The sequence below is a fragment of the Paenibacillus sp. DMB20 genome (assembly GCF_000987955.1).
Taxonomy (GTDB): Bacteria; Bacillota; Bacilli; order Paenibacillales; family Paenibacillaceae; genus Paenibacillus_AQ.
On sequence record NZ_LAZU01000025.1, the window covers coordinates 177,999 to 203,485 of the forward strand.

Sequence of the window (25,487 nt, forward strand, 5' to 3'; positions counted from 1 at the left end):
GGTTAGAGGGAGGAACATCGATGCAGTATTCCTTTGCTTCCCGTGCAGAAACCCTGTTGTCATCCCCGCTGCGCAGTATTCGGGAACTTGCGAAGCGGGATTCTTTTATTTCTTTGGCGGAAGAGCTTCCTGCGGAGGAGCTGTTCCCCCTGACGTCGCTGGCGGAAGCCGCGAACGACGTGCTGGCCGCCGACCGGAGGTCTCTTCAGTACGGGGAGGCCGAGGGCTACGGCCCTTTGAGGGAATGGCTGAGTCACGATTGGAGGCGCCGTAAAAAACTGAGCATGCCGCCGGATCAAATCCTGCTGACGACGGGGACCCAGCAGGCCATCGATTTGCTCGTACGGATCTATGTGGATCCCGGCGACTGCGTCCTGGTCGAAAATCCGACCTCTCCCGGACTTCTTCAGGTGCTGAGATTGCAGGGAGCCCGGATCATTGCGGTGGAAGGCGACGAGAACGGCATGCTTCCGGATAATTTGGCCGCACTTATTAAAGCTCACCGTCCCAAGCTGCTCTTCGCGGCCCCGAACTTCACGAATCCGACGGGGGTAAAGTGGAGCCTGGAGCGGCGGCGCGAGGTGCTGCAGCTATGCGCAAGCCATGAGCTGTTGATCGTGGAAGACGATTCCGTCGGCGATTTGCATTTCCCTCAGGGGAGCAGTATCCCTTCGCCGCTGCCGTCGCTCATGTCGCTGGAGGAGTTTCAAGGAACGAATGTGCTGTATATCGGTTCGTTCAGCAAAACCATTGCTCCGGCTCTCCGGACCGGTTGGGCTGCAGGGAACCGGACGTTGATCGAAATGATGACGGCCGTAAAGCAAATGGCGGATTGGCAGTCCAGCATGCTGAACCAGCGGCTGCTGCATCATCTGCTTGATTCCAGGCATTTCCGTCTTGATGAGCATATCCTCATGCTGAACCGGGAATACGGAACGCGATTGAAGCTGATGGTTGAGCTGCTCAAACGCAGTGCTTGGAAGGATACGGCTTACGCGGTGCCGGAGGGAGGCATGTTTCTGTGGGTACGGCTTCCGGAAGGCCTGAACGGCGATGCCCTGCTGAAGGCTTCCGTAAGGAAGGGCGTGGCCTTTTTGCCGGGCTCGATGTGCTCCCCGGGAGAGACGGCGGATGAATGCATCCGGCTGAATTTTACCCATCCCGGCCGCGATGAGCTTCTGCTGGGGATGAACCTGATCAGCGAGGCGATCATGGAATTTACCGCTCGCAGTTGATTAACGCGATTATAACGCGGGGCTGCCGTTCTGTTCCTGAAGAGGAGGATAGAGCGGCAGCCCCGATTTGCATGCTTCGTCAGTTACCTATTAATGGGCAAGGGAAGAGGGAGCCGTTCCGTTCCGGCATGGGTCTCAAGAACGGCTGCATAATCGTTTAGAGCCAGGCGCCCTGCCTCCGTAAGCACATAACGCCCCCGTTCGACCCGGGCAAACCACCCGTAATAATTGCGCTGGAGGATGGCTGCGGCACTTCCGACACCGCTGACGTCACGTACCGAAGCAGGCGATACCCCAGGTTTGGGGCCAGCGTTTTTTTTTGCATTTTTAGAAGCTTTTTTGTAACCGGCGGAAAAAGCTTCGGCCTCCTGCGCTTCGCATGCCCGGCTGACGGCGGCCGCGACCCGGAGCGCTTTTTCACGGTAGGCCGTCACCAGCTTCGCGCGGGTCACGCCGCCCGTGTTGTAATCGCCGCTGCGTTCGCGGAACTCCATAAGCAGCCGCTCCCTCCTCCGCGGGGCGTTGCGTCCAAAGCCGGATTCTTCTCCGGGCTCGCACAGCACCTCGACGAACGGGGACTTGGTTTTGTAGAAGGTAACGGTTATGAGGCCTAGGCCCAGCTTGAGGCAAAGCCCCCGCAGCTCCGTCCACCGCTGGTTGACCGCCCCTTTTTTGGCCCTGCTTTTCTCCACCGCCAAATAGACGTTAGAACTCATTTTGAGACGTTCCAAACCTTGCAGCAGCAGGGCTAGATTGAACGTTTTTTTCATTTCCACGATGAGCGGCTCGTTTTCGCCTTCCTTCATTCCGACCAGATCGCAATTGCGGACCTCGCCTTTTACGATGTATCCGTGCAGCTCAAAAAAAGCTTTCAAGGGAGCATACAGCTCGGCTTCGTGTTTTATCGCCATTGCTCTTTCTCCTTCGTTGCCAGCATAACAGATCGTGCCGAAACACTCTGTTCCATCAGTATAACATGCCGGGAACGGATGTGCGCATTGCCGGACCGAAGCCTGTACTGCCGCGTAAAAAGGAATGGCCGCACTTCGAAAATAAGGTCAACTATTCCGTTTAAGCCGCATAGGTATGTAGTACACTTTTTTGAAAGATAAGAAAGCAAAAGATCATTTATCCCTGGCTTCGACACGGGTGGAATGGAAGCCAATCCTCATTAGAAAAACATCGGTCGATGTATATTCAATGAAGACAGACCGCGTTTAATCTAGAAAGAAGTCATAGGAGGTAGCGGCATGGATATTTTCGAACGCATAGCATCTTACCGGGCAGAGAGCGACCGTCTGGCGTGGAGCGGCACATTCAGGGAATATATCGAGATACTTAAGATGGATCCTTTGCCTGCCATGACCGCGCATGCGCGCGTATATGACATGATCGAATCCTACGGGATCGAGGAAACCGGAGGCCGGAAGAAATACAAATTTTTTGAGCAGGAAATATTCGGGCTCGACCGGGCCATTGAAAAGCTGGTGGAAGAATATTTTCACTCCGCCGCACGCCGGCTGGATGTCCGCAAACGGATCCTGCTGCTTATGGGACCGGTCAGCGGCGGCAAATCCACGCTGGTCACCCTGCTGAAGCGCGGGCTGGAGAAGCATTCCCGAACCGACCGCGGCGCGGTATACGCCATAGCGGGGTGCCCGATGCACGAGGAACCCCTTCATCTGATTCCGCTGGAGCTGCGGCCGGAAGTGGAGAAGGAGCTTGGCGTTCGGATCGAGGGAAATCTGTGCCCATCCTGCCAGATGAGGCTCAAGACCGAGTACGGCGGCGACATCGAATCCGTTATGGTCGAACGGGTGTTGATCTCGGAGGAGGGACGCACCGGTATCGGAACCTTCAGCCCTTCCGATCCGAAGTCCCAGGATATCGCCGATCTGACGGGCAGCATCGATTTCTCTACGATCACCGAATACGGCTCGGAGTCCGACCCGCGGGCCTACCGTTTTGACGGAGAATTGAATAAGGCCAACCGGGGGTTGATGGAGTTTCAGGAGATGCTGAAATGCGACGAGAAATTCCTGTGGAATTTGCTGTCCCTGACCCAGGAAGGAAACTTCAAGGCCGGGCGCTTCGCGCTGATCAGCGCGGATGAGCTGATTGTCGCCCATACGAACGAATCGGAGTATAAAGCCTTTATTGCCAATAAGAAAAACGAGGCGCTTCAGTCCCGGATGATCGTCATGCCGATTCCGTACAATCTGAGGGTGAGCGACGAGGAAAAAATATACGACAAGCTGATCGGCCAAAGCGACATGAAGCATATCCATATCGCTCCGCATGCGCTGAGGTCGGCGGCGATATTCTCCATCCTGACACGACTGAAGGAAACGAAAAAGCAGGGGATGGATCTGATCAAAAAAATGCGCATGTACGACGGCGAGGAAGTCGAGGGCTACAAGGAAGCCGATTTGAAGGAAATGCAGAGCGAGTTTTTGGAAGAAGGCATGTCGGGCGTCGATCCGCGGTATGTCATCAACCGGATTTCGAGCGCCTTGATCAAACAGGATCTTCAGTGCATTAACGCACTGGATATGCTGCGGGCGATTAAGGACGGATTGGATCAGCACCCTTCCATTACGAAGGATGAGCGGGAGAAGTATTTGAACTTCATTTCCGCCGCGCGTAAGGAATACGACGAGCTCGCCAAAAAAGAAGTGCAGAAGGCCTTCGTTTATTCCTTCGAGGAGTCCGCGAAAACGCTGTTCGAGAATTACCTCGATAATATCGAGGCATTTTGCAACTGGACCAAAATCCGCGACCCGCTGACGGATGAGGAGATGGACCCGGACGAGAGGCTGATGCGCTCGATCGAGGAGCAGATCGGCGTGTCGGAAAACGCCAAAAAGGCGTTCCGCGAGGAAATTATGATCCGGATTTCCGCGTATTCCCGCAAAGGCAAGAAGTTCGAGTATCATAACCACGAGCGACTTCGGGAAGCGATTGAGAAGAAGCTGTTCGCCGACCTCAAGGATATCGTCAAAATCACCACCTCAACCAAAACGCCGGATGCGGTTCAATTGAAAAGGATCAACGAAGTAAGCTCGCGCTTGATTGACGAGCACGGATACTGCCCCGTATGCGCCAATGAGCTGCTGCGGTATGTCGGAAGCCTGCTCAATCGGTAACAGAGGATTCAAAACGGCCTTGGATAGAGGCCGTTTTTTTTGCTTTGAGCCGATGGTTTCGTCCGGTTTGAAGAAATGCGAAATACGTCTTTTGTATTAATTTGTCGGAGAAATGTTTCGTCATCCGGTGTAAATACACATGTAATTAGGTCTTAAGAATTATGAATACATGGTAAAAATAGTCTATAATGGTCCACAGTAGTGCAAATTTTGTGATGTTTATCACCAAATTAGGAGTGAAGAATTCGGCAATGATCGACGTATCCCCCGAAAGACGACAGCAGCTGGAGTATCTCGGGCTGCATGACAAGGACCTTTTATTGTTGGCTAATCATCGCGGCGTGTTTAGTAAAGTGGTAGAAGAGGTTGTGAACCGCTTTTACAATCAAATCGAAACCCAGCCGAACCTGATGCAGATTATCGGCAGGACCACGACGGTGGAACGACTAAAGGAAACCCAGCGGGTATACTGGATGTCACTCGCGGACGGAATCGTAGATAACGCATATATCGAAAACCGGATCAAAATCGGGCAGATCCACTCCAGGGTCGGTCTGACGACAGACTACTATTTGGGAAGCTACATGGTTTATTTGGACATAGCCGCCGATCTTCTTAAGCAAGCCGTCCCGGACGGTTGGATTCATGCGGTTCACGCGCTTAGCAAAATGTTCAATCTCGATTCCCAGCTGGTGCTGGAAGCTTATAATTTGAAGGAAAAGGAGAAAATACAGGCCCTTGCGGGCGAACAGGAGAAAATGTTGGAAGCGATTACAGCTGCGGTTCAGGAGCTGACGGCCATGATCGTGGAATTGGACCAGAGCGCTGCGGTCATGTCGGAGAACGCAATGAAAACGGCAGAGGCCCAGGAGAAGGCCCATGCGTTAACCGAGGAGTTGAATCAGGAGATTCTGCATATCGAACAAATGGGAACGCTTATCCGCGAAATTTCGGATCAGAGCCATCTGCTCGGTTTGAATGCAGCGATCGAAGCGGCGCATGCCGGAGAGTTTGGCCGGGGGTTTGAAGTCGTGGCGGGCGAAGTCCGGAAACTGGCCAACCATTCCCGTCAGGCGATGGAGCAAATCCAGGGCAAGGTGTCCGGAATCATCCGGAAGCTGGAGCAGGTGGAGCACGAGTCGGAGCAAACTTCGATCAATGCCCGCAATCAAGCGGCAAGTTCGCAGGAACTGGCGGCTTTCGTCAAAATGATGGAAAAGTTGGCCGGCGATTTGGATGCCCTACAGCATGGCGCTTCCGCCAAGCAAGAGGCGGCTGCGGCGGGGAGATAAATAACCCGGCATCGACACAGCGGAGCCCAGCCGTATAGCCACGGGGACATGCCTAGCTCTCCATGTTGCCCTTGATAATAACCTTGCTTGGGTCACTGAAACCGGTATTGCCTTTGGAGCCGATATCCGTACCGATGACCGATAAAAGAAACAGCTGGTTATCGTCCCTGGTTGACCCGAGGGAATGAGCTTAGAACCCCCGCTCGCAGGAGCGGGGGTTCTGTCAGATAAAGCGGCGATGCATTTTTTTGCCGTCATACGAGAACATGATCGGCTTGCCTTCGATGATCGTGTGCAAATGCACCTGTTTGCCCCACAGGCGGCAGACGTAAGGGAGCGTGCGCTCCATATATTTCAGGTCCAGCTCCACGCCCTCATATTGATGTTTGATCAACAGCTCGCCGGAGCGGTGAAAATCCCCGTCCTGCACGACAAGATAGGGGGAACCCCCGTTCACCCGCGAGGTGACCAGCTGGTCCCGGATGTTCTCCCACGATTTATCGGTAATTTTCCACTCCGGCCCCTTTTTCTCAAAGACGTACAGGTCCAGGTCGCTCACGAGCTCCTTGGTCAGGTAATTCCGGAGAAAGGAGATGTCGGAGTCATATTCGCGTACCTCGAATATTTTATCGCGGTCCCAGCGCCGCTCGATATCCTCGAAAATTTTAAGTCCCAAATAATATGGATTCAGGCTGTGCCTGGACGGCTGAACGACGGACGCGTTGAGCTTCGCGAATTCCACCGTCTCTTCGCTGGTCAGGTCCATTTCGCGCAAAATGCGCTGATGCCAGTAGGAGGCCCAGCCTTCGTTCATGATTTTGGTTTCCATTTGCGGCCAGAAATAGAGCATTTCCTCGCGCAGCATGCTCATGATGTCCCGCTGCCAATCCTCCAATATTTCGGAATATTCCTGAATGAACCACATGATGTCCTTCTCCGGTTCCGGCGGAAATCTCCGTAGATTCGGCGATTCTTCCGTTGTCCCCTTGCCGCCGCTTTCAGAGTCCGAATCGGCTCCCCAAAGATCATCGTAAGGTCCGGCCGGCTTGTGGCGGTTGGCTTCTTCCTTTTGCTCCTGGATCATCCGTTCCGTATATCTTTGTTTATCGAGTTTGTCGGGCCGGACGATTTGCGGATCGACATGCTCCTGAATGGCCAGCACGGCGTCAATGAACTGTTCCACGGCTTCGCTCCCATGCTCCAGCTCATAGCGGGAGATGCGCTCGGCAGTGGCCGACATGCTCTCTACCATATTGCGGTTGGAGACGGAAAAACGGGCGTTGTTCTTGAAAAAATCGCAATGGGCCAGCACGTGGGCGACGATCAGCTTGTTCTGGATCAGGGAATTGCCGTCCAGCAGAAACGCGTAGCACGGATTGGAGTTGATGACCAGCTCATATATTTTGCTCAGTCCGAAATCGTATTGCATTTTCATTTTATGGAACGTTTTGCCGAAGCTCCAATGGCTGAAGCGGGTAGCATGCCGTAGGCGCCGAAGGTGTAGATGATATCCGCGGGACAAATCTCGTAGCGCATCGGATAAAAATCAAGTCCAAAGCCCGAGGCGATCTCCGTGATTTCCCGGATGGCATGCTCGAGCTGCTTTATTTCGTCACTGTTAACCATGGGTGAACTGCTCCTTCCTGTATGCGGAGGAATGTGCGCGGGGATTTATTTATACATATTCTTTAAATGCCGAAGTATGAACGGTCGGACGCTTTTCCGGCACGGCCCCATCATGGATGCAGTTCATCGCATGGCTTGGCACGAAACATATAGGCCGTACGGAATCGAAATGGAAACTTCAAGCCAGGCAAAATGGCTCCCGCAAGAAAGAATACGGCCAGATTGGAGCAAAAAAAAGAACGTATCCTGCCCTTTCGGATACGTCCTGGCCTAACATTTTCCGGTATACTTCGGGAGCTCTTCGGCCGGGGTACGATTCAAACTTTTTTTCTGTGCCTGTAGGTTTTGTTCTTGGCTCGGTTCCCGCATGCTTTCATCGTGCACCATTTACCCGTTCCGGGACGGGAATGATCCACGAACACCCACTGGCAGTCGGGAGCGGAGCATACCCTGATCCGGTGCCAAACCTTTTTACGTTTGAGTTCGAAAATCAGAATGGCCAGCCTTGCCAGCCCGTTCATTCCATTGGAGCGGATGGGCTTAAGTTCTTCCCCGTTGTCCGAAAAATGAAGGGTAAAGCTGAAACCTTTCATGAGTTCGTTAAACGCATCCAATCCGTTCTCGTCATGCTCAAAAACATTATTGGCGATGATTTTTCTCGCTTCCGTTCTTAATCTGACGGCAAGCTCCAGTTCCTCTTTCGTGACTTCTTCCTGTTTTGAAATAAGGTGATGCCGCAATAACCAAAGGTAAAGATCCTTGGGATGGTTTAAATGCTCCACCCCGGGGTCCCCATCAAAACGCATGCGTTTATCATGAGTATTAAAGAAGTCGGCCATGATCTGCAGATCGTCATATCCAGTCCCCATCATTACACTCCTATTGACTAATATTTATCTAACCATTAAAATTCATTTAAAGGTCACATAACCAATAAATGTTGTTTATTGGTCATTCGAAGTCAACCTTCTCCGATTGAATGGATATGGACAAATAAACGGGTCATCGTCCTTTGCCTACCAGTTTATCAGAGCACTCATGATTATGATATATCTGCCGGAAAAACGAAGCGTTTCTTAAGGAGAGTTGAGATGAATATCAAGCCGTTTACTGTACATATCGATGAAAAAGAGATCGAAGATTTACGCAAACGTTTGGAATTGACGCGGTGGCCGGATGAAATACGCGATTCGCATTGGGAGTACGGCATTCCTCTGGATTTTGTTAAAGATATGGTCGACTACTGGAGAAACGATTTCGACTGGAGACGCGTGGAGGACAAAATCAACTCGTTTTCGAATTACATGGTCAACTTGGACGGAATGGATATTCATTTTGTTTACGAGCGCGGTCACGGCCCGAATCCCGTGCCGATCCTCATACCCCACGGGTGGCCCAGCACCTTTTATGAGATGCTTGATTTGATCCCGTACCTCACGAATCCTGAACGTTTCGGCGGCAGCGCCGAAGATTCGTTTGACGTGGTCATCCCCTCGATTCCGGGTCATGGGTTCTCTTCCATACCGCCCGCGGCCGGTTTTGAGGACCGGCAGGCTGCCGGGATTCTGGCCAAATTAATGAAAGAGCTGGGGTATTCCCGTTTCGGCGCTCACGGATACGATTTGGGGGCGAGCATACTAGGGTTGATGTGCTTGGATCATCCCCAAAATATCATTGGCTACCATACCACGTCTCCCGGGAACCCGAGTCCCTATATAGCCCAGGATATGAGCTTGTCCGAAGCCGAGCAGGAGTTCCTCTCCGTTTGCAGTCAGTGGTACAGGCAAGAGGGAGGGTATGCGCACATCCTCGGCACCAAGCCGCAGACGCTCGCATACTCGCTTCATGATTCCCCGGCAGGGATGGCCGCTTTCATACTTGAAAAATGGTACCTGTGGACAAGCCCGCCCGGCGGAGATTTAGTGCGGTATGTGAGCAGAGAAGATCTGATGGCCAATGTTTCCATTTACTGGTATACGCAAACGATGAACCCATCGAACCGCTTCTATTTCGAAGGCAAGCATACGAAATGGCCGGATTCCTCCGATATTTCCCGGGTTCCCCACGGCGTTTCCTTGACGGCCACCCAAGCGCACGAGCGTCCTCCGAGGGAATATGTAGAAAGGCTTTTTCCGAATATCGTGAGCTGGGAAGAATTAAACAAGGGCGGTCATTTTATTGCGGCGGAAGATCCGCGGCTCGTCGCGGATCACATTCGAACATTTTTTCGACGGCTTAAGCGCTGCAATTAACGTCCTAAATGATGATAAAACCTTGAATGGCTGCAGCCATTCAAGGTTTTTTTGCCTTTAAAGATTGATAATCACAATGGCCGTGACGCCCAGGAAGATGCCGATTTTGCCGTAGGCGCTGATCCGTTCCTTGAACAGCAGCACGGAGCATAAGGTGATCGACACGATGATGCTGCCCTGCACAAGCGGAAACAGATAGGAGCTCGGTACGACGCCGGACAGAAACGTCATGATAATGTTGCCGGTGAGCGATGTGGCCGCAAGAAGGATGATGGGCAGCCAGTTGTCCCGCAGCGCAGCGCCGTCCCCGGCAAAGGTGAGGCGTTCGCGTTTCTTGCCTTTCGCATGCTGCACGGCATACGCCAAAGCGTAAAACACGAATGCGGAGCAGAATCCGGCAAACATCAATCCGGCAGACTCGGTGCCTTCCATCCGGGACTGATGGAACTTCTGGATCACCGCCAGCAGCCCGTTGAACAGGAACGTCATGAGACAATAGAACAGCCATCGGCTGTTTGCCCTGGATTCCCCTTTTTTCGATCCCGGATTGGCATTGATAAAATAAAAGGCCATAAGAAACAGCACGATGGCAGCTATGGTCGTCACGGTGAGAGGTTCGCCGAAAGCAAGGATCCCGGTTACCGCAGGAATCAGCATGCTGGCGGAAAAATAAAACGCCGTATAGGATAAAGGGCCGCTCATGATGGCCAAATTGTAAAAAATGATGGTCAGCATAAAGCCGAGCCCGAACAGAATGCCGAATAAAACGGTTGTCGGACTCATCTGCCGGACTTCCGGCTGAACTATGCTGTACAGCAGCATTCCCGCCGAGGCGAGCAGCGTAAAGCCGGCATAAATAAGCAGCTGCTTCCGGAAGGGACCCTCTTTGATCAGTTTCATGGATAGGGTTTGCGCCGAGAACAGCACAATCGTCAATGCAATGAGCAAGGTGTTCAACGTCATTCCTCCAGTTGCTTGAAACGATAATGATGATTCTTTATGATGATGCATTGTATCCGTACTAAGTATAGTCAGGGGAATGCGGACGCGATATGATCAATTTTTAAACCGGGGCCTTCAAAATTAAAGATTCCATCCGCAAGAATGCATGCGGCCAATGGACTTTCAACCGGCAGTTTTAAGAAAGCGCTGCCTTTAATTTTGGCGGTTCGCCTTTTATTTTGGCCGGCCCCCGACTTTAAAAAATGGACGGTTACCTTAAATTCAGGGCATTTACGGGGCGCGAAGCCATCCTCCTATAATAAGGGCAGGCGAAAGAGACAGCCTAGTTCACGTAAGCAGGAGGGGGATATACTTGAGATTAGCCATGAAGCCCAAACCCGAACGCGTTCCGCTCAGAACGGCCACCGGCAAAAACATGAAGCTGCTGCTCATCAAACGGAACTGGGTGCTGTATCTGTTCATACTGCCGGCATTTTTGTACTTCTTTATTTTTTCCTACATACCGATGTACGGCGTGCAGATTGCATTCAAGGACTTCATCGCGACGAAAGGCTTTGGCGGCAGCCCATGGGCGGATCCGATCTTCAAACATTTCATTACTTTTTTCAGCTCGACGCGTTTTGCGGAAATATTCTGGAACACCATCTCCATTTCGTTCTATTACTTGCTCGTCAGCTTTCCGGCACCGATCATTCTGGCCCTGATGATCAACGAGGTGAAGAACAACAAGTTTAAAAAGCTGGTGCAGAACGTGACCTACATGCCTTACTTCATTTCGATGGTCGTGCTCGTCGGCATGATCGACCTGTTCTTCTCCAATACCGGTCTCGTGAACCAACTGACGGCGCTGATCGGCCTCGAGCCGGTCCAGTTCCTGCAGAAGGACAGCTTATTCAATGATATGTACGTCTGGTCGGGGGTATGGCAGACGACGGGCTACGGTTCGGTCATTTATTTTGCGGCCTTGGCCGGCGTATCGCCCGAGCTTCACGAAGCGGCAACGATCGACGGGGCAAGCCGGTTTCAAAGAATCATCCACGTGAATCTTCCGGCGATCATGCCGACGATCGTGGTCATGCTCATCATCAGCGTCGGCGGCATCATGAACCTCAGCTTCGAGAAGGTCCTGTTAATGCAAAAAGATATCAACATGGAGGTTTCCGAGGTCATTCCGACGTATGTCTACAAGCTCGGAATCCAGAAGGCGCAGTACAGCCTGTCCTCGGCCGTGGGTCTTTTTAACAATATCATAAACCTGACGCTTCTCATATTGGTAAACCGCTTTTCGCGGAAAGTGGGAGAGAATTCATTATGGTAAGGAGGGAGATGGCATGCTCGTAAAAGAAACCAAGTCCGACAAAGTGTTCAATGCAGTCAACCTGGGGGTTCTCATCATCATTCTGCTGCTGACGCTGTATCCGCTGTGGTTTATCGTAAGCGCCTCCGTCAGCAATCCCGATCTGGTCAACTCCGGCAAAATGCTGCTGTGGCCGAAGGACATTTCCTTCAGCGGGTATGCGAACATTTTTAACGATTCCAGCATTCTCAGAGGTTACCTCAACACGATTGTATACACGGTCGTGGGAACCGTCATTAACGTCATCGTCACGCTGCTTGCGGCCTATTCGCTGTCCCGGAAAGATTTCGTGGGCAACAAGTTTTTCGCCATCATGTTTCTGATCACGATGTTTTTCTCCGGCGGCCTGATTCCGACCTTTATGACGGTCAAAAGCGTGGGGCTTTACAACTCGCCGTGGGTGATGGTCATTCTGGGGGCGACCTCCATGACCAACATCATCATCAGCCGTACCTTTTTCCAGACGACCATTCCGGTCGAAGTGCAGGAAGCGGCCCAGATCGACGGCTGCTCGAACTTCCGCCTGTTCATGCAGGTGGTGCTGCCGCTGTCGACCGCGATCATTGCGGTCATGGCGCTGTTCAGCGCGGTCAACCACTGGAACAGCTACTTCACGGCTTTGATTTACATACGCGATGCCGAATGGCAGCCGCTGCAGATCATCCTTCGCGAAACGCTGCTGAAGAGTCAATTTAACGCCGAGCTGCTGCAGCAGGGCGGGGATACGGCGGGGCTTCTGCAGGAGGAGCTGCGGGCTGCGGAGCAGATCAAATACGCGCTGATCGTGATTGCTTCCCTTCCGGTAATGGCCATGTATCCGTTTGTGCAGAGATACTTCGTGAAAGGCGTGACCCTCGGGTCGGTTAAAGGTTAAGGGCTCGGAGCTTCTACGCCCGGCCGCTACTATTAGGCAGTACACTATTCATATATAGAGCTCAAGAGGAGGAAAAACGATGAAAAGGAAAGGCATTCTGGCATTACTGCTTAGTACCGCATTATTTGGAAGTCTGTTATCCGGCTGCGCGTCACCGTCGAAAGAAGCGGAAGGCGACAAACCGGAAGACGCCCCGGCCGCGAAAGCCGGCGTTCCCGATTACATGAACCCGGTGGGCGAGTATCCGATCGTCAAGGAAAAGATCAAAATTCGCGTGATGGGCAAGAAGGATCCAGGGGGCCCGGAATGGGGCGACCTTGAAATCTTCAAACGCTTGGCTGAAAAAACGAACATCGAGCTGGAATTCGAGCTGTCCGAAGGCGATACGTTCAACGAGCAAAAGAACATCGCGCTTGTGGGCGGGGAATATGCGGACATCATTTTGAGAGGCGCGGACAAGACCGACGAGGAAACCTATGGTCCACAGGGCGTTTTCCTGGACCTGACGGACCTGATCGATCAATATGCTCCGAACCTGAAGGCCCTTATGGCCAAGGACCCGTCCATCAAAGCGTCGATTACCTCCATGGACGGCAAAATTTACGGGCTGCCTTACATTTTCAACACCTCCACGACCCAGGGCCATCTTGGCTTCTTTGACTCGCAGTGGATGAAAAACGCCGGGATCGGGAAGGAGCCGGCCACGACGGATGAGCTGTACGAGATGCTGAAAGCGTTTAAGGAAAAAGACGCGAACGGCAACGGCGATCCGGGGGACGAGATTCCGTTCTCTGCGGTCGGCCTGAATGCCTTCCAGCAGCTGCTCATGCCGGCTTTTACCGGACTGACGGGCGGAATCGGCTTTGACGTCAACGAGGCGGGAGAGGTCGTATACGTTCCGGCCATGAAGGAATACAAGGATTTCCTCGTGTATACCAATAAGCTGTATAAAGAAGGCTTGATCGACCCCGAGTTTACGACGCAGACTTCGCAGCAGTGGCAGGCCAAAGTCAAAGGAAACCTGGTCGGCATTTACAATGCTTCGCCTACGCTGCTGGATGCCGAAACGACCAAGACGGAGCAGCTCAGCCTTGCGCCGTTGACGTCTCCGGTCAACGATAAAAAGGTCGTAAGATTGCCGTTCAACCTGTATACGAGCAAAGCGATCATTACCGACAAATGCAAGCACCCGGAAGCGGCCATGCGTCTGTTGGACATGTTCTACGCAACGGAAGAGAACGCCGTTGACGGGTTCTCCGGCAACACCGTATTCCTGGGTTATGAAGGCGAGCACTGGAAATATACCGACGACAGCAAGTCGCAGTATGAATGGATCGCTCCGGTCACGGGCTTCGGCGATATCAACAAATCGGTCTCCGTCAACATGGAGCTTCCGGGCTACCTGAACTTCATGGCCATGCCGGCAAACAATCCATTGATGGAAATGAAAGTGACCCAGGTACAGGAAAAGCAGGTTCCTTATTATAAAGACGCTTATCCGGTCAATGCCCGCTTTACCGCCGAGGAATCCGAAAAGGGCAACGTTATTGAGAATGACCTGTACACCTACGTCACCCTGATGACCACCAAATTCATTATCGGCGAGGAGCCGCTGGACAAATTCGACAGCTATATCGCCACCTTGGATAAAATGGGGCTGCAGGATCTGATCAAAATCAAAACTGACGCGCTGAACAGATGGAACGAGGCTTTGAAAAAATAAGCAGGGATATGATGAAAACCATGAAAGGAGAGAGCTTCTGCGCCGTCAGAGGCTCTTTCCTTTCAAATGAACAGAAGAGCATAAAGCTTTATAAGGAGGGATTGGATTGTGATTGTTCAGTCAAGTTCTGTCAGGGAGCTTCTCGAACTGCCGCCGCTCAACCCGAGTAACGGCGACATTGCCGTCGTAATGGGCTATCATCGGCCGGGAGACGTTTCCATGCAGTATATATGGGAGAACGGCTGTGCCGAACCGCACAATGGGGGTACCGTTCTCGTTCCATTGGATCACCAGGGGGACGGAAGGTGGCGGCTTTTGCACCGGGGAATAGGCGATTTCAGGTTTTTTGGCATTATGGGACCCGAGACGCCTGCGGATGAAGCCTTGGAAGCGATGGTTCGCGATCCCTCCATCCGTAAGATCGAAGCCTTTACGGATTTACGGTTTGTCAAGCGGCACAAATTCAACCGCAGCGGCCTGGAACTGGATTTTCACGGCTGCCGGGTGACGGTTCAAGGGATCGAGGCTGCGAAGAGCAATGATCCTTTCGGAGCGGTGATGCATTTTAGCGGCCGGTTGACGGGAGAGAAACAGGAACTTAGGCTGACAGAACCCCTGCAAGAGATGTATGATATATTTGAGGTAGAAGACAGCAGGGCATTTCATGTGCATGATTGGTGGATCGTAACCGTCAACCGTCTGGCTGGCAGGGAAGAAAAAGAGATCGACAAAATGCTGATGGTGACTGAAATCATTGATGAAACACACGTAAGAATGAACTATAAAATGGGATGGGACCTTGGCAGGGGACGAACGCTGACCTATCTCCGCGTAGAGCCGGTCCGGAATGTAAACGTTCGCAACATGGTTTTTGAAGGGAACGAGGGCGGCGAGGATCGGGGAGCGCAGCCGCTCGCCCTGGAGTATGCCGTTGATTGCAACGCATACGGCCTTCACGCCTATCATACCTATTGGCCCGTGCTTTTACGGAGGCACAATACTTATTACGTAACGGAAAAATGCTCGCTGGTGAACCCCGTCGAGGTCATTGTCGGCGGCACGGGGTACCTGACGCAGCAAATTCATTGTTTATACGGCAAGGTGCGGGACTGTACGGCAAGCAACGCCAGACATCTTAACGATTTTACGGGAAGCGCTTACTGTCTGGTCGAGAACTGCCACGCGGACGGCGATTTTCACGGTGCCTTCGTGACTCATGGCCAATTTGAACATGATTTGACCTATGTGGGCAACTCCGGCCTCATCTCTTTTGCGAACAGCGGCTTTACATGGGGGGACAGCGCCAAACGGATTACGGTCAAGCGGCACTCCGCCTGCTGGTTTATTTCTTTTGCCAAGGTTACCGACTTAACGTTGGAGGATGTGTACATCGTCAAGACGGAAAAATACCCCGAGTGCGGCACGATGCTCGTCAATGCGGACGGCGTCCAGATTCGCGGCTGCACGGCCGATAAGCTCGTGTTTACGCAGCGGAGCAGCCGCTCCGAACGGCCCAATGTCGTGAGTGACTGCCATTTTAGGTACGGCGTGGAGATCGTGCGCGAAGGGGATGCGGCCGTGACGGCGGGAATACATATCCGGGACGAATCCTAGAAAGGTGGACATGCAGTGGAATCTTTCAAAATTCTCGTTACCATGCCGAAAACGGAAATCTTCCATACTTTTTTTAACGAAAATCTGATTCGGCAGCTGAAAGAAATCGGGGAAGTAATCTGGAACGAAAGCACGACCGCGCACTTTACGAAAGAAGAAATTTGCGAAAAGATCAAGGATGTCGATATTCTGGTGACCGGCTGGGGAACCCCGGTACTGGACGAAGAGGTGATGAGCCATGCCGGAAAGCTGAAGATGGTAGCGCATACCGGGGGCTCGGTCAGACCGTATGTCTCGGACGCGGTGTATGAAAAGGGCGTAACGGTCGTCAGCGGCAACGAGGTATTTGCCCAATCCGTGGCGGAAAGCGTCATTGCCTATGCTCTCGCTTCCCTGCGCGACATCCCTCGTTATTCTTCCGATTTGAAGAACGGAATCTGGCCGACAAGCTTTTACAATAAAGGGCTGCTCGATCGTACCGTCGGAATCGTCGGCTACGGCATGATCTCCAAAATGGTGGTGCAAATGCTTAAGCCGTTCAATGTGAAAATCAAAGTGTTCTCGCGCCACATCGCTCAGGAGGAGCTGGACAAACACGGCATGCAGAAAGCCGATCTTCCCGAAATTTTTTCGACCTGCGATATCGTATCCATTCATAGCGGCATGACAAAGGAAAATTACCACCTCATTACCGAGGAGCTGCTCCGGATGATGCCGGAAGGCTCGCTCCTGATCAACACGGCCCGCGGCGCCGTGATCGACGAACCGGCGCTGTGCCGTGTCCTTGCGGAAGGAAAGATCAACGCGGTACTGGATGTCTACGAGGTTGAGCCTTTGCCGCAAGGCCATCCGCTGATGGGGCTTGATAACGCGATTCTGATGCCTCATATGGGGGGACCGACGATCGACCGGCGCCTTGTCGTCGTTCAGGCGCTCATTGATGATATCCGCCGTTTTCTGAAGGGCGAGCCGCTCCGCTGCGAGATCGATCAGGCCTACGCCGGCAAGATGTCTACTCACTAATGCGTTATATGGAAGCCGGGGCGGCACAACAGCCGCCCATTATATTTTTCACCAGGCAGTGCCATCGCCCTTAAGGAAAGACGAGGGGAGCATTACTGCCGCTACGACTTACATACATACCGGGAGGTTGAAACTATGGAGAAGTACCGTAAGGGAACGCTTGAGGATGCTCAGGACATCGTTGATTTTGCGGATTACGTATTCAGCCAGTCAAGCGAGCCGCATGACTTTGCGAGGCTGGTTCCGAAGCTGTACGGCGAGGGACGAAAGACGCAGCAGTATCACTATCTGGTTGAGGAGGAAGGCAAAATCCGCGCCATGCTCTGCGTGCTGCCGGTCCGCTTTTCCGTCGCCGGCGTAGAGCTCAAAGCCGGCTGCGTCGGCACGGTAGCGGTTCATCCCCGGGCAAGGGGCAAGGGATACATGCAGAAGCTTATGGCCTACGCGCTGGAGGATATGAAGACGGGAGGGTATGATTACAGCGTTCTCGGCGGACAGCGACAGCGGTATGAATATTTTGGCTACGAGCCGGCAGGGATCAAGCTTGATTTTACGCTGACGGCAGATAATGTCCGCCATAAATACAGACACCTGGATGCAACCGGCATTTCGTTTGAAGAGCTGTCCGGTCCGTCTTTGCTGCTGGATGAATCGTTTGCCCTTTATCAGAAGGGCATGATAAGCAGAGCCAGGGACAAGGAATCGTTTGCCGACATCCTCAGGACCTGGAATGCCGTGCCTTATGCCGTTCTTCAGAACGGGAAGTTTGTCGGCTACTTGAGCGTGTCGCGGGGCGGAGGCATGGTCTTTGAAATCGAGTTGACGGATAAGGCTCTGCTGCCGCTGGTCTGCAAATCGCTGATGGAGTTTAAAAAGCCGAACGAACTGCGGTTTTCGCTGCCTGCATTTGACCGTGATAAAATCGCGCTTCTTGGCGGCGTATGCGATATGTACGGCATGGGATTTAACCTCAGCTACAATATCGTGAATTATGCTTCCGTCATCGAGGCGTTCATGAAATGCAAAGCCGTGGGGACAAAGCTGCCGGACGGCGCGTTTACGCTTCGGATCGAGGATCGGGAAACCGTGGAAATGGTTGTCCATAACGGCCAGATCACCGTGAACCGCCATGAGTCCGATGATCCCCGGATCAAGCCTGATGCCGTATTGACAGCCAGGGATGCGACGGCATTGTTGTTTTCTCCGCTCAGCGGGTACATGAAGTCCAAGACAGGTTATGGGGAGAGCTCGGAATACAAACTCCCGGCCTGGTTTCCGCTGCCGCTTTACTCCCCTTTGCAGGACGGTTGTTAAACCGGTAAACCGCAAGCAGCCGGCGTACCGCCGTACCGCTTTTCGCTTATGGTACCGGGAGCGCGTTATTGCCGGCCCGTTCCTGCCGCAATTTCATATCCATAAAAGAAGGCTCCGCTTTCCCTTGATGGGACAGCGGAGCCGTTTTGTGTGATAATCTCAATGAAATCGGAGCTTATTCGTTCCGTCTTGCATTGATCCGGAAATCGCCCGGGGTTACGCCTTCATATTTTTTGAACAGGCGGATGATTCCCGCTTCCGTCGCATAACCGAGACGGGCGGCGATTTCGCGAACCGGAAGTTCCGTCGTGACCAACAGCTCTTTGGCTGCGCGGAGCTTCAGCTTGGCAATGTAATCCTTGACGTTTTCATGCTTGTATTTCTTGAACACGTTGGAGATATACTGCGGCGTGACCTCGAATTCCTGTGACAGCATATTCAGGTCCAGCCAGTTATCCCCGGCGTGCTCGTTAATGTATTCGGCAATCCGGTTCACGAGTTTTTCGGTTTTGCTTACGTTCTGGTTTTCGGTAAGGGCCGACATATGATCGATCGTTTCCAAGAATCGGCGTTTGGCCGCTTCCATGGAAGGAGATTGCCGAAGCATCGCCTCGATCACAAACTCGTTGCTTGCAGGCTCTTCCCCTTTGGCGACCAGGAAGAAATTCTTGACCTTCATCAAGGTCGACGCCATCTCGTACAAAAGAAGTTTGGCGGCATTTGCGCTAATATTTTTGGAGACGTTGACTTCCATTATATTGCCTAGAAACTGCTTGGCCTGTTCATATTGTCCGCTTTTGAGCAAGTTGACAAGCTGATGCTCGCTTTCCATGGAATAGTAGTAATCGAAGGTCAGATTGCCCAAATCCCCAAAACCGACAGCTTCATTCACATCCCTCAGCTTGCTGTGCTCCAGCGCTTTTTTGGCCTCGTCAAAACAAGTAGGCATGTTTTTCAGTTCCGTATACGGCGAGCTCAGGCCGACATTGAGGTTCAATTGGTAAAATTGATAGACAAACCTGATGAATTCGTCTCCCTGTTTCTTGGCGATGCTGACCGCTTCGGACGGCGAACCTTCTTTCAAGTTGAGCAGGAACATGGACTGGTTGCGGCCCAGGTCGAGAAAGTAGCAGGTGAAGTGCTCCTTCATCAGCTCGCAGCTAACGTTTTCGGCTACGACCCTGGCAAGGGACAGATTCTTCTCCGACATGTTGCTGTTATTCATGAAGAACGGGCTGTCCATATCGATTTCCAGCGCCCCGATCAGGAACGTATCGGAGGTGAAATGAATCCCGATGGAACGGAGCTGCTGCGGAACCTCGTCATATTGGGTTACCATGCCGCGGATCAGGTGCAGCAAATAGTCCCTGCGGACGATGGGCAGCTGTTTTTCGATGACTTCATTCAGCTCTTTGTCGTTCTGAATCTGGTCCACGATCGTTTTCTTGATATTTTCATATTCGTTTTTTCCCCCTGGGGATGCCTGCGTATGCACCCGGATCAGGTCATTGATCTCCTTCAGCGGCTTGTAGCTTCGTTTAGCCAGGTAGCGTACGAAGATCAGGCCTGCCACGAGATAAATGAGAAAAATCGCTATGAAATTCATCAGATAGTTGAAGTTTTCTTTGAAATACAGGCTTTTCGGCGTGGATGCGATATACTTCCACCCGTTATTTTCCGAAACGATTTTGTTCGTGATCTCATGCCGGGTGTTGGTCAGCTTTCCGAAGCTTTCCAGCTTCTCCGCATTGATCGGCGGTGCGTCCTGCGAGCTGAGAATCACGCGGTCCTGTTCGTCCAGCACGTAAATGTTCGAGTTTGTGACCTGGTGCACCTGATGGATCATCGAGAACATGTTGCCCGCATCGATAAAAAAGATGACCTGTCCCAGCGGCTCCGATTTGGAGCTCATGGGGAAGGATTGGATGTAGGGAAGCACATCCACCTTTTGGCTGTCGTATTGATTCATTTTCTGGATGGGCATGAGCTCCTGAAAATGATACCCGTGCAAATATTCCCGATCGAAGGCGTCATAATCCAGATCGACAAACTCGTACATCAGGTTGAAAAATTTGCGCGCCTTCATTTTAATATTCGGGGTTACGATTTCATCCGTGGCGTTGATGTATACTAAATAATCGAACAGCATCTCGCGCGGCTTGTGCTTGCTTGACATATCCTTCATCAGCTCCGCGTAGGTGTAGGCAGGAACGCCCTTGGCGATCTGCTCAAGCTTGGAGTTGAACACCAAATCGTTGCTCAGTTCCTTGATGTATTGGATCTCATCCTCGATGTCCGTTTTAAGCTGCCCCAGCAGGGTTACCGTGGACAGCTCGGTTTGCATCGTAATCTGCTTGTTGATTTTTGCGTAATAAACAAATGCGCTCGAAAGCGTAACGATCAGGATGGACACGTAGGACAGGAGGAAAATCGCATAGACGCTGTTTCGTTTTTTTAACCTTGCCGCAATCTTTTTCTTTATCTTGTTGTTGTCAGAGAACAATGGCCCACACTTCCCAGCATCGACATAAATTAGTATAGAAGTCCTTTAAGCTTATCATCGGTTGTAAGCCTTTTCAATGGGATTCAAGTTATATGACCTGACTGGAAGCCGACATTCCGAGAGCCAGTCAAGATCATGTTCGTTGAATAGTTTTTTTTCCCAGCTCCTTACTATATAATTGATTCATCTATAGGTACTATAGTCTTAGTTTTATTAACCTGTGGATAATATCAGGTGAAACAGGGGAGGAGCGTCAATGATCCAATTTCCGAAGCCGGATGTGGAGCAGTTTTTTCAAACGTATGTTATCCGAACTTTCGGCGTGAGCGCCGATGAATCGCGATTGGCATTCAGCAGCAGCCTGAACGGCAAATACAATCTGTGGGCCATGGATTTAAAGGGGGAAACGGCTTATCCTTTTCCGCTTACGTACAACGATCAGATCTGCAGTTTCATTAAAATGGACCCCGAGGGCCGTCATATCCTAACGGCGTTTGACCGGGACGGCAACGAAAATTACCAGTTTCACGCCCTTCGCTGGAACGGCGGGGAGCCGTTGCCGCTGTTTGACGGAACTACGCCGGACGACAAGCATTATTTCGTCCATTTGTCTGAGGACGGAAAACGGATGTATTACTGCACGTCCAAGGATAATCCGTCATTTTTGAATTCGCGGGTGTATGACCTGGAATCGAAGGCAGACAAATTGCTGATCGAAGGGAAGGAAACGACAACCGAATTGGCGGCAGTCAGTCCCGACGAGAAGAGTTTCATTTATTCCAAAATGTATGCGAATACATATTATGTGAGTTTTTTGAGCCGTGAAGGGGAGGAAGACGCGTGCCTGACGCCTTCTCCGGAGCAGGTTCATATTGCCGGGGGAGCGGTGTTTACGGGCAATGATCATGTGCTGTTTGCGACGAATTATGACTCGGAGCACACATATGTCGCGGAATACGACATTCCGAGCCGTACATTCAAGCCCTTGCTTCATCTGGAACGCGAAAGCGTCGATTCCTTGCGCTATCATAAAGATTCCCGGACGCTATACATCGTGACGGACAAAGGCGTGGAAGACGGGCTGTACGCTTACAATCTTGACAGCAAGGAGTTGACACCGATTCCGCTTCCGTCCGATATCGTGGAGCAGCTGACGGTAGCGAAATCGGGAAATCTGTATGTGTTGGCCCGGGGGGCGGTGAAGCCGTTCAACATCTACCGTTATGAAAACGGGACGTGGACCATGCTCACCCGAAACGTGATGACCGGACTTTCCGAGGAAGATTTGGTTTATCCCGACACGGTGACGTACAAATCATTCGACGGCATGGACATCGAAGCGCTGCTGTACCGTGCCAAGGATGAAACGGCAAACGGCTATACCGTCTTCTGGCCGCACGGCGGACCGCAGGCGGCAGAACGGAAGCAGTTCCGCGCCATGTTCCAATATATCCTCGCGCAGGGCTATAACATCTTCTGCCCGAATTTTCGGGGAAGCACCGGCTACGGCAGCACGTTCGTCAAGCTGGTGGAGCAGGACTGGGGCGAAGGCCCGCGCAAGGACTGCCTGGCCGGCATGGATTGGTTGTTCGAACAGGGCATTTCCAGCCGCGAGAAGCTGTTCGTCATGGGCGGCAGCTATGGCGGATATATGACGCTGCTGCTGGCGGGGCGCAATCCGGAGTATTTCCGTGCCGCCATCGATATCGTCGGGGTCAGCAATCTGTTTACGTTCTACAATTCCGTGCCGGAGCATTGGAAACCGATCATGGAACGCTGGATCGGCGATCCGGAACGCGACCGGGAGCGGTTCATCAAGGATTCCCCGATCACCTACCTCGACGGCATGGTGAATCCGATGCTTATCATCCAGGGGGCCAACGACCCTCGGGTCGTCAAGGAGGAATCCGACCAAATCGTGGAAGCCTTGCGTTCCAAGGGGCGCGATGTCGAGTATATCGTATTTGAGGACGAAGGGCACGGCATTACCAAAAAAGCGAATGAAAAGATCGCTTATTCACGGATGGTTGAATTTTTGAACCGCTGCAAATAAGAAGTCATTTATTCTTTTAAAATCAAAACGGCAGGCACGAGGGATAATCTCGGCCTGCCGTCGCTTTTTCAAGTTAAACCACTTTGGGGACCTGATTTGTTCATAAGTTGTTTTCGGCGGCAATACATTAGTGTTAGCTAGGCGTTATCATGATGCGAGGTTCCGTGATTCGAAAGTCGCCAGGCATGAAATCAGCGCTTTCGAAAGCCGAAAATGAAAAATTGGGGAGGAATAAGATGAAAACGCTCGCAAACGGTGAATTGAAGGCAAGCCATGGCGACCACAGCAAGGATATGGGTCTTGTCATCTGCAGAAACTGTGAGGAACTGATTGATACCCTGCCTACGGACGGGGTGAAAATCTTTCACGGCTTATGCGGCAGGGAAACGTGCAAGAACACGGACTCCGAGAATTTGTGAGCGGGAACGCGGGATAAGAAGGCGCCTGGATATTCTGAATTAGCATATGCATGACGATAGGGACGGCCGGCAGGAGGATTTTCCTGCGGCCGTCCCTTATTGCGGCCAAAGGCAGAAAACACGCTGAAAATAAGTGGAATTTATATTGTATTTATGATGTATTAATCATGAGGAATAAAGGTTTTATATAAAGTGAATAACCGTTTTTAATCAGATTAAAAGAATATATTTATGTCAAATAGGACAATTCGGGTTAAATATATGTTGCATAAAAAATATATATGACGTATTATATCGACAAAAGAAAAAACGGTTAGCATGAATGCGGGCACATCGATCTCACGAAATCCACGAAGGAGGAACAACAAATGAGAACATTCATGAACATGGCAACAAACCAAGGTGACCAAGGGACGGATATGGGGCTTATCGTTTGCTCCGGCTGCAATGAGGTAATCGATACGCTTCCCACGAACGGGGTAAAGATTATCCATGGTTTTTGCGGAAAGGAAGAATGCGGCGGCAATACCCCCGATTCCAGGTAATCGGGGCGGGTGGCCATTTTCCGGATAAGCGGTGCCGACCAGAATGCCGGAAGCAGGAGGGATAAGCTATCGAACTGACAGCGAGACAAAAAGAAATCGTAAACATCGTAAAAAACACGCACCCATCACGGGGGACCAAATCGCGGAGATGCTGAACGTAAGCAGGGCAACGCTTCGGACGGATTTATCCAAGCTTGTCATTCTGGATTACATTGACGCCAAGCCGAAGGTCGGGTACTTTCTTGGAAACCGGGGAACCGCCGAAAAGGAAGAGAAACTTCACCTGCTGAAGATGAAGGTCGGGGATTTGCACAGCGTTCCGGTTATCGTTAGAGAGACGACGACGATCCATGAAGCGGTGGTTTCGCTTTTTTTGGAGAACGTCGGAAATCTGATCGTTACCGATGCGGACGGACACTTGGCCGGTATCGTTTCGCGGAAGGACCTGCTGAAGGTGACCCTCGGCAATCCGACCGCCTCCACGATGCCGGTAAGTCTCATAATGACCCGTCGGGCCAATGTGACGACCGTGCAGCCGGAGGACACCGTGCTGGATGCGGCGAGAAAAATTATTGCCCATCAGATCGACAGCCTGCCGGTGGTCGTGGAATCGGATACAGGCAACCCCGGCGATTGGAAAGTGGTGGGGCGCATTACCAAGACAAATATCATTAAAATGTTGCTCGGGTGGGCAGCAGAGGAATAGTGGGAGGAATGGGATGAATCAGGCACCGGCTCAATTCATAGCGATATGTTCGGATTCGATTGGCGAAACCGCCGAAGCGGTCGTGCAGGCTGCTCTGCGCCAGTTCGAATTATCGGATGCGGAAATCAAGCGGTTTATGAATGTCCGCGAGGAAGATGAAGTCACGCAGTTGATGGAAGAGGTTGCGGGAAGAGGAGGCGTTGTCGCTTATACGCTGGTTCAGCCGGAGCTTCGGGAAGCCATACGCGAGGAGGCCGTCCGGTTGAATGTCCGTGCCGTCGATATTATGGGGCCGATGATGCAGGCTTTCGCGGACACGTTTAACGGCTATCCCAAACGGCTTCCGGGGCTGCTTCACCGGCTTGATGAAAGTTACTTCCGCAGGGTGGAAGCGATGGAATTTGCCGTTCAATATGATGACGGCAAGGATGTCAGCGCGATTTTAAAGGCCGACGTGGTACTGCTGGGCGTGTCCCGCATTTCCAAGACTCCGCTGTCGATGTTCTTGGCGCACAAGGGTTACAAGACGGTCAACTACCCGGTCGTTCCGGAATTGACGCCGCCTTCACAGCTGCGGGAAGTTGCCGGCGGGAGAGTGTTCGGACTGACGATGGACGCTGAGCATCTGCTGAAGATCCGGACGGAGCGCCTGAAGGTCATGGGACTTCCTTACGAAGTACAGTATACGGCCATGGAGCGGATCCGGGAAGAACTGGATTATGCCCACCGCCTGTATGCGGAACTGGGCTGTCCCGTCATTGACGTGACCGATAAAGCCATTGAAGAAACGGCCGGACTTATCATAAATTCTCTTCAACTGAAAGAGGCATTCTAAAGAGCTT

19 protein-coding genes and 1 pseudogene are annotated in these 25,487 nt (G+C 52.0%); 15 read left to right on the forward strand and 5 right to left on the reverse strand.

Going from position 1 to position 25,487, the window contains the following annotated elements:
• Nucleotides 1-20: 20 nt before the first annotated feature.
• Nucleotides 21-1,235 (forward strand): aminotransferase-like domain-containing protein, encoded by a 1,215-nt coding sequence (locus XI25_RS11570; RefSeq protein ID WP_046678713.1) that lies wholly within the window; start codon nt 21-23, stop codon nt 1,233-1,235.
• A gap of 83 nt (nt 1,236-1,318) precedes the next feature.
• Here the strand turns inward: XI25_RS11570 and XI25_RS11575 are convergent, their stop codons facing one another.
• Entirely contained in the window at nt 1,319-2,146 is an 828-nt protein-coding gene (locus XI25_RS11575) for a DUF2161 family putative PD-(D/E)XK-type phosphodiesterase (protein ID WP_046678714.1), read from the reverse strand.
• A 339-nt stretch (nt 2,147-2,485) separates the two neighbouring features.
• Here XI25_RS11575 and XI25_RS11580 point away from each other — a divergent pair, with 339 nt between their 5' ends.
• Nucleotides 2,486-4,381: a PrkA family serine protein kinase gene (locus tag XI25_RS11580; protein WP_046678715.1), complete on the forward strand. Its 1,896-nt coding sequence runs from the start codon at nt 2,486-2,488 to the stop codon at nt 4,379-4,381.
• Between the two features lie 251 nt (nt 4,382-4,632).
• Complete coding sequence (locus XI25_RS11585; protein ID WP_046678716.1) at nt 4,633-5,673, forward strand: globin-coupled sensor protein; 1,041 nt, start codon at nt 4,633-4,635, stop codon at nt 5,671-5,673.
• A gap of 223 nt (nt 5,674-5,896) precedes the next feature.
• Here the strand turns inward: XI25_RS11585 and XI25_RS11590 are convergent.
• Together XI25_RS11590 and XI25_RS11600 are read right to left on the reverse strand one after the other, a co-directional pair.
• A pseudogene (locus XI25_RS11590) lies at nt 5,897-7,299 on the reverse strand (SpoVR family protein).
• A 317-nt stretch (nt 7,300-7,616) separates the two neighbouring features.
• Nucleotides 7,617-8,171 carry a CGNR zinc finger domain-containing protein gene (locus XI25_RS11600; protein WP_235439829.1) on the reverse strand — a complete coding sequence of 185 codons (555 nt, stop codon included), beginning with the start codon at nt 8,169-8,171 and terminating at the stop codon, nt 7,617-7,619.
• A 219-nt stretch (nt 8,172-8,390) separates the two neighbouring features.
• Between XI25_RS11600 and XI25_RS11605 the strand changes: the two genes are divergently transcribed.
• Entirely contained in the window at nt 8,391-9,551 is a 1,161-nt protein-coding gene (locus tag XI25_RS11605; protein WP_046678719.1) for an epoxide hydrolase family protein, read from the forward strand.
• A 57-nt stretch (nt 9,552-9,608) separates the two neighbouring features.
• Here the strand turns inward: XI25_RS11605 and XI25_RS11610 are convergent, their stop codons facing one another.
• The gene (locus XI25_RS11610) at nt 9,609-10,508 is read right to left on the reverse strand and encodes a hypothetical protein (protein ID WP_046678720.1); all 900 of its coding nucleotides are present in this window, start codon (nt 10,506-10,508) and stop codon (nt 9,609-9,611) included.
• Nucleotides 10,509-10,866: 358 nt separating this feature from the next.
• Here XI25_RS11610 and XI25_RS11615 point away from each other — a divergent pair, with 358 nt between their 5' ends.
• From XI25_RS11615 to XI25_RS31275, 6 genes are all read left to right on the forward strand, one after another.
• The gene (locus XI25_RS11615) at nt 10,867-11,832 is read left to right on the forward strand and encodes an ABC transporter permease (RefSeq protein WP_235439830.1); all 966 of its coding nucleotides are present in this window, start codon (nt 10,867-10,869) and stop codon (nt 11,830-11,832) included.
• A gap of 13 nt (nt 11,833-11,845) precedes the next feature.
• On the forward strand, nt 11,846-12,745 hold the full coding sequence (locus tag XI25_RS11620; protein ID WP_046678721.1) for a carbohydrate ABC transporter permease: 900 nt from the start codon (nt 11,846-11,848) through the stop codon (nt 12,743-12,745).
• Between the two features lie 79 nt (nt 12,746-12,824).
• Complete coding sequence (locus XI25_RS11625; RefSeq protein WP_046678722.1) at nt 12,825-14,468, forward strand: extracellular solute-binding protein; 1,644 nt, start codon at nt 12,825-12,827, stop codon at nt 14,466-14,468.
• Nucleotides 14,469-14,576: 108 nt separating this feature from the next.
• On the forward strand, nt 14,577-16,082 hold the full coding sequence (locus XI25_RS11630; RefSeq protein ID WP_052759560.1) for a hypothetical protein: 1,506 nt from the start codon (nt 14,577-14,579) through the stop codon (nt 16,080-16,082).
• Between the two features lie 15 nt (nt 16,083-16,097).
• Complete coding sequence (locus tag XI25_RS11635) at nt 16,098-17,105, forward strand: hydroxyacid dehydrogenase (RefSeq protein WP_200901411.1); 1,008 nt, start codon at nt 16,098-16,100, stop codon at nt 17,103-17,105.
• Nucleotides 17,106-17,240: 135 nt separating this feature from the next.
• Nucleotides 17,241-18,419 (forward strand): GNAT family N-acetyltransferase, encoded by a 1,179-nt coding sequence (locus tag XI25_RS31275; RefSeq protein WP_052759561.1) that lies wholly within the window; start codon nt 17,241-17,243, stop codon nt 18,417-18,419.
• Between the two features lie 175 nt (nt 18,420-18,594).
• Here XI25_RS31275 and XI25_RS11645 read toward each other — a convergent pair whose 3' ends face one another.
• Nucleotides 18,595-20,922: a helix-turn-helix transcriptional regulator gene (locus XI25_RS11645; protein WP_046678723.1), complete on the reverse strand. Its 2,328-nt coding sequence runs from the start codon at nt 20,920-20,922 to the stop codon at nt 18,595-18,597.
• A gap of 256 nt (nt 20,923-21,178) precedes the next feature.
• Between XI25_RS11645 and XI25_RS11650 the strand changes: the two genes are divergently transcribed.
• The 5 genes from XI25_RS11650 (at nt 21,179) to XI25_RS11665 (ending at nt 25,480) form a co-directional block, all read left to right on the forward strand.
• The gene (locus XI25_RS11650) at nt 21,179-22,975 is read left to right on the forward strand and encodes a S9 family peptidase (protein ID WP_046678724.1); all 1,797 of its coding nucleotides are present in this window, start codon (nt 21,179-21,181) and stop codon (nt 22,973-22,975) included.
• A gap of 236 nt (nt 22,976-23,211) precedes the next feature.
• A complete protein-coding gene (locus XI25_RS11655) occupies nt 23,212-23,394 on the forward strand; it encodes a GapA-binding peptide SR1P (RefSeq protein ID WP_046678908.1) in 183 nt (60 codons plus the stop codon).
• Nucleotides 23,395-23,762: 368 nt separating this feature from the next.
• A complete protein-coding gene (locus XI25_RS32090; protein ID WP_082112329.1) occupies nt 23,763-23,939 on the forward strand; it encodes a GapA-binding peptide SR1P in 177 nt (58 codons plus the stop codon).
• Nucleotides 23,940-24,087: 148 nt separating this feature from the next.
• Nucleotides 24,088-24,645 (forward strand): CBS domain-containing protein, encoded by a 558-nt coding sequence (locus XI25_RS11660; protein WP_046678909.1) that lies wholly within the window; start codon nt 24,088-24,090, stop codon nt 24,643-24,645.
• A gap of 13 nt (nt 24,646-24,658) precedes the next feature.
• Nucleotides 24,659-25,480, forward strand: coding sequence for a pyruvate, water dikinase regulatory protein (locus XI25_RS11665; RefSeq protein ID WP_046678725.1), 822 nt, complete (start codon nt 24,659-24,661; stop codon nt 25,478-25,480).
• Nucleotides 25,481-25,487 lie beyond the last annotated feature (7 nt).

Excerpts from the sequence above, each read along its gene's own strand:
- XI25_RS11605 (WP_046678719.1), top strand. The coding sequence starts at position 8,391 with ATGAATATCAAGCCGTTTACTGTACATATCGATGAAAAAGAGATCGAA.
- XI25_RS11620 (WP_046678721.1), top strand. The coding sequence starts at position 11,846 with ATGCTCGTAAAAGAAACCAAGTCCGACAAAGTGTTCAATGCAGTCAAC.
- XI25_RS11600 (WP_235439829.1), bottom strand. The coding sequence starts at position 8,171 with ATGATGGGGACTGGATATGACGATCTGCAGATCATGGCCGACTTCTTT.
- XI25_RS11625 (WP_046678722.1), top strand. The coding sequence starts at position 12,825 with ATGAAAAGGAAAGGCATTCTGGCATTACTGCTTAGTACCGCATTATTT.
- XI25_RS11655 (WP_046678908.1), top strand. The coding sequence starts at position 23,212 with ATGAAAACGCTCGCAAACGGTGAATTGAAGGCAAGCCATGGCGACCAC.
- XI25_RS11570 (WP_046678713.1), top strand. The coding sequence starts at position 21 with ATGCAGTATTCCTTTGCTTCCCGTGCAGAAACCCTGTTGTCATCCCCG.
- XI25_RS11660 (WP_046678909.1), top strand. The coding sequence starts at position 24,088 with ATGCTGAACGTAAGCAGGGCAACGCTTCGGACGGATTTATCCAAGCTT.
- XI25_RS11585 (WP_046678716.1), top strand. The coding sequence starts at position 4,633 with ATGATCGACGTATCCCCCGAAAGACGACAGCAGCTGGAGTATCTCGGG.
- XI25_RS11650 (WP_046678724.1), top strand. The coding sequence starts at position 21,179 with ATGATCCAATTTCCGAAGCCGGATGTGGAGCAGTTTTTTCAAACGTAT.
- XI25_RS11580 (WP_046678715.1), top strand. The coding sequence starts at position 2,486 with ATGGATATTTTCGAACGCATAGCATCTTACCGGGCAGAGAGCGACCGT.
- XI25_RS11665 (WP_046678725.1), top strand. The coding sequence starts at position 24,659 with ATGAATCAGGCACCGGCTCAATTCATAGCGATATGTTCGGATTCGATT.
- XI25_RS31275 (WP_052759561.1), top strand. The coding sequence starts at position 17,241 with ATGGAGAAGTACCGTAAGGGAACGCTTGAGGATGCTCAGGACATCGTT.
- XI25_RS11575 (WP_046678714.1), bottom strand. The coding sequence starts at position 2,146 with ATGGCGATAAAACACGAAGCCGAGCTGTATGCTCCCTTGAAAGCTTTT.
- XI25_RS32090 (WP_082112329.1), top strand. The coding sequence starts at position 23,763 with ATGAGAACATTCATGAACATGGCAACAAACCAAGGTGACCAAGGGACG.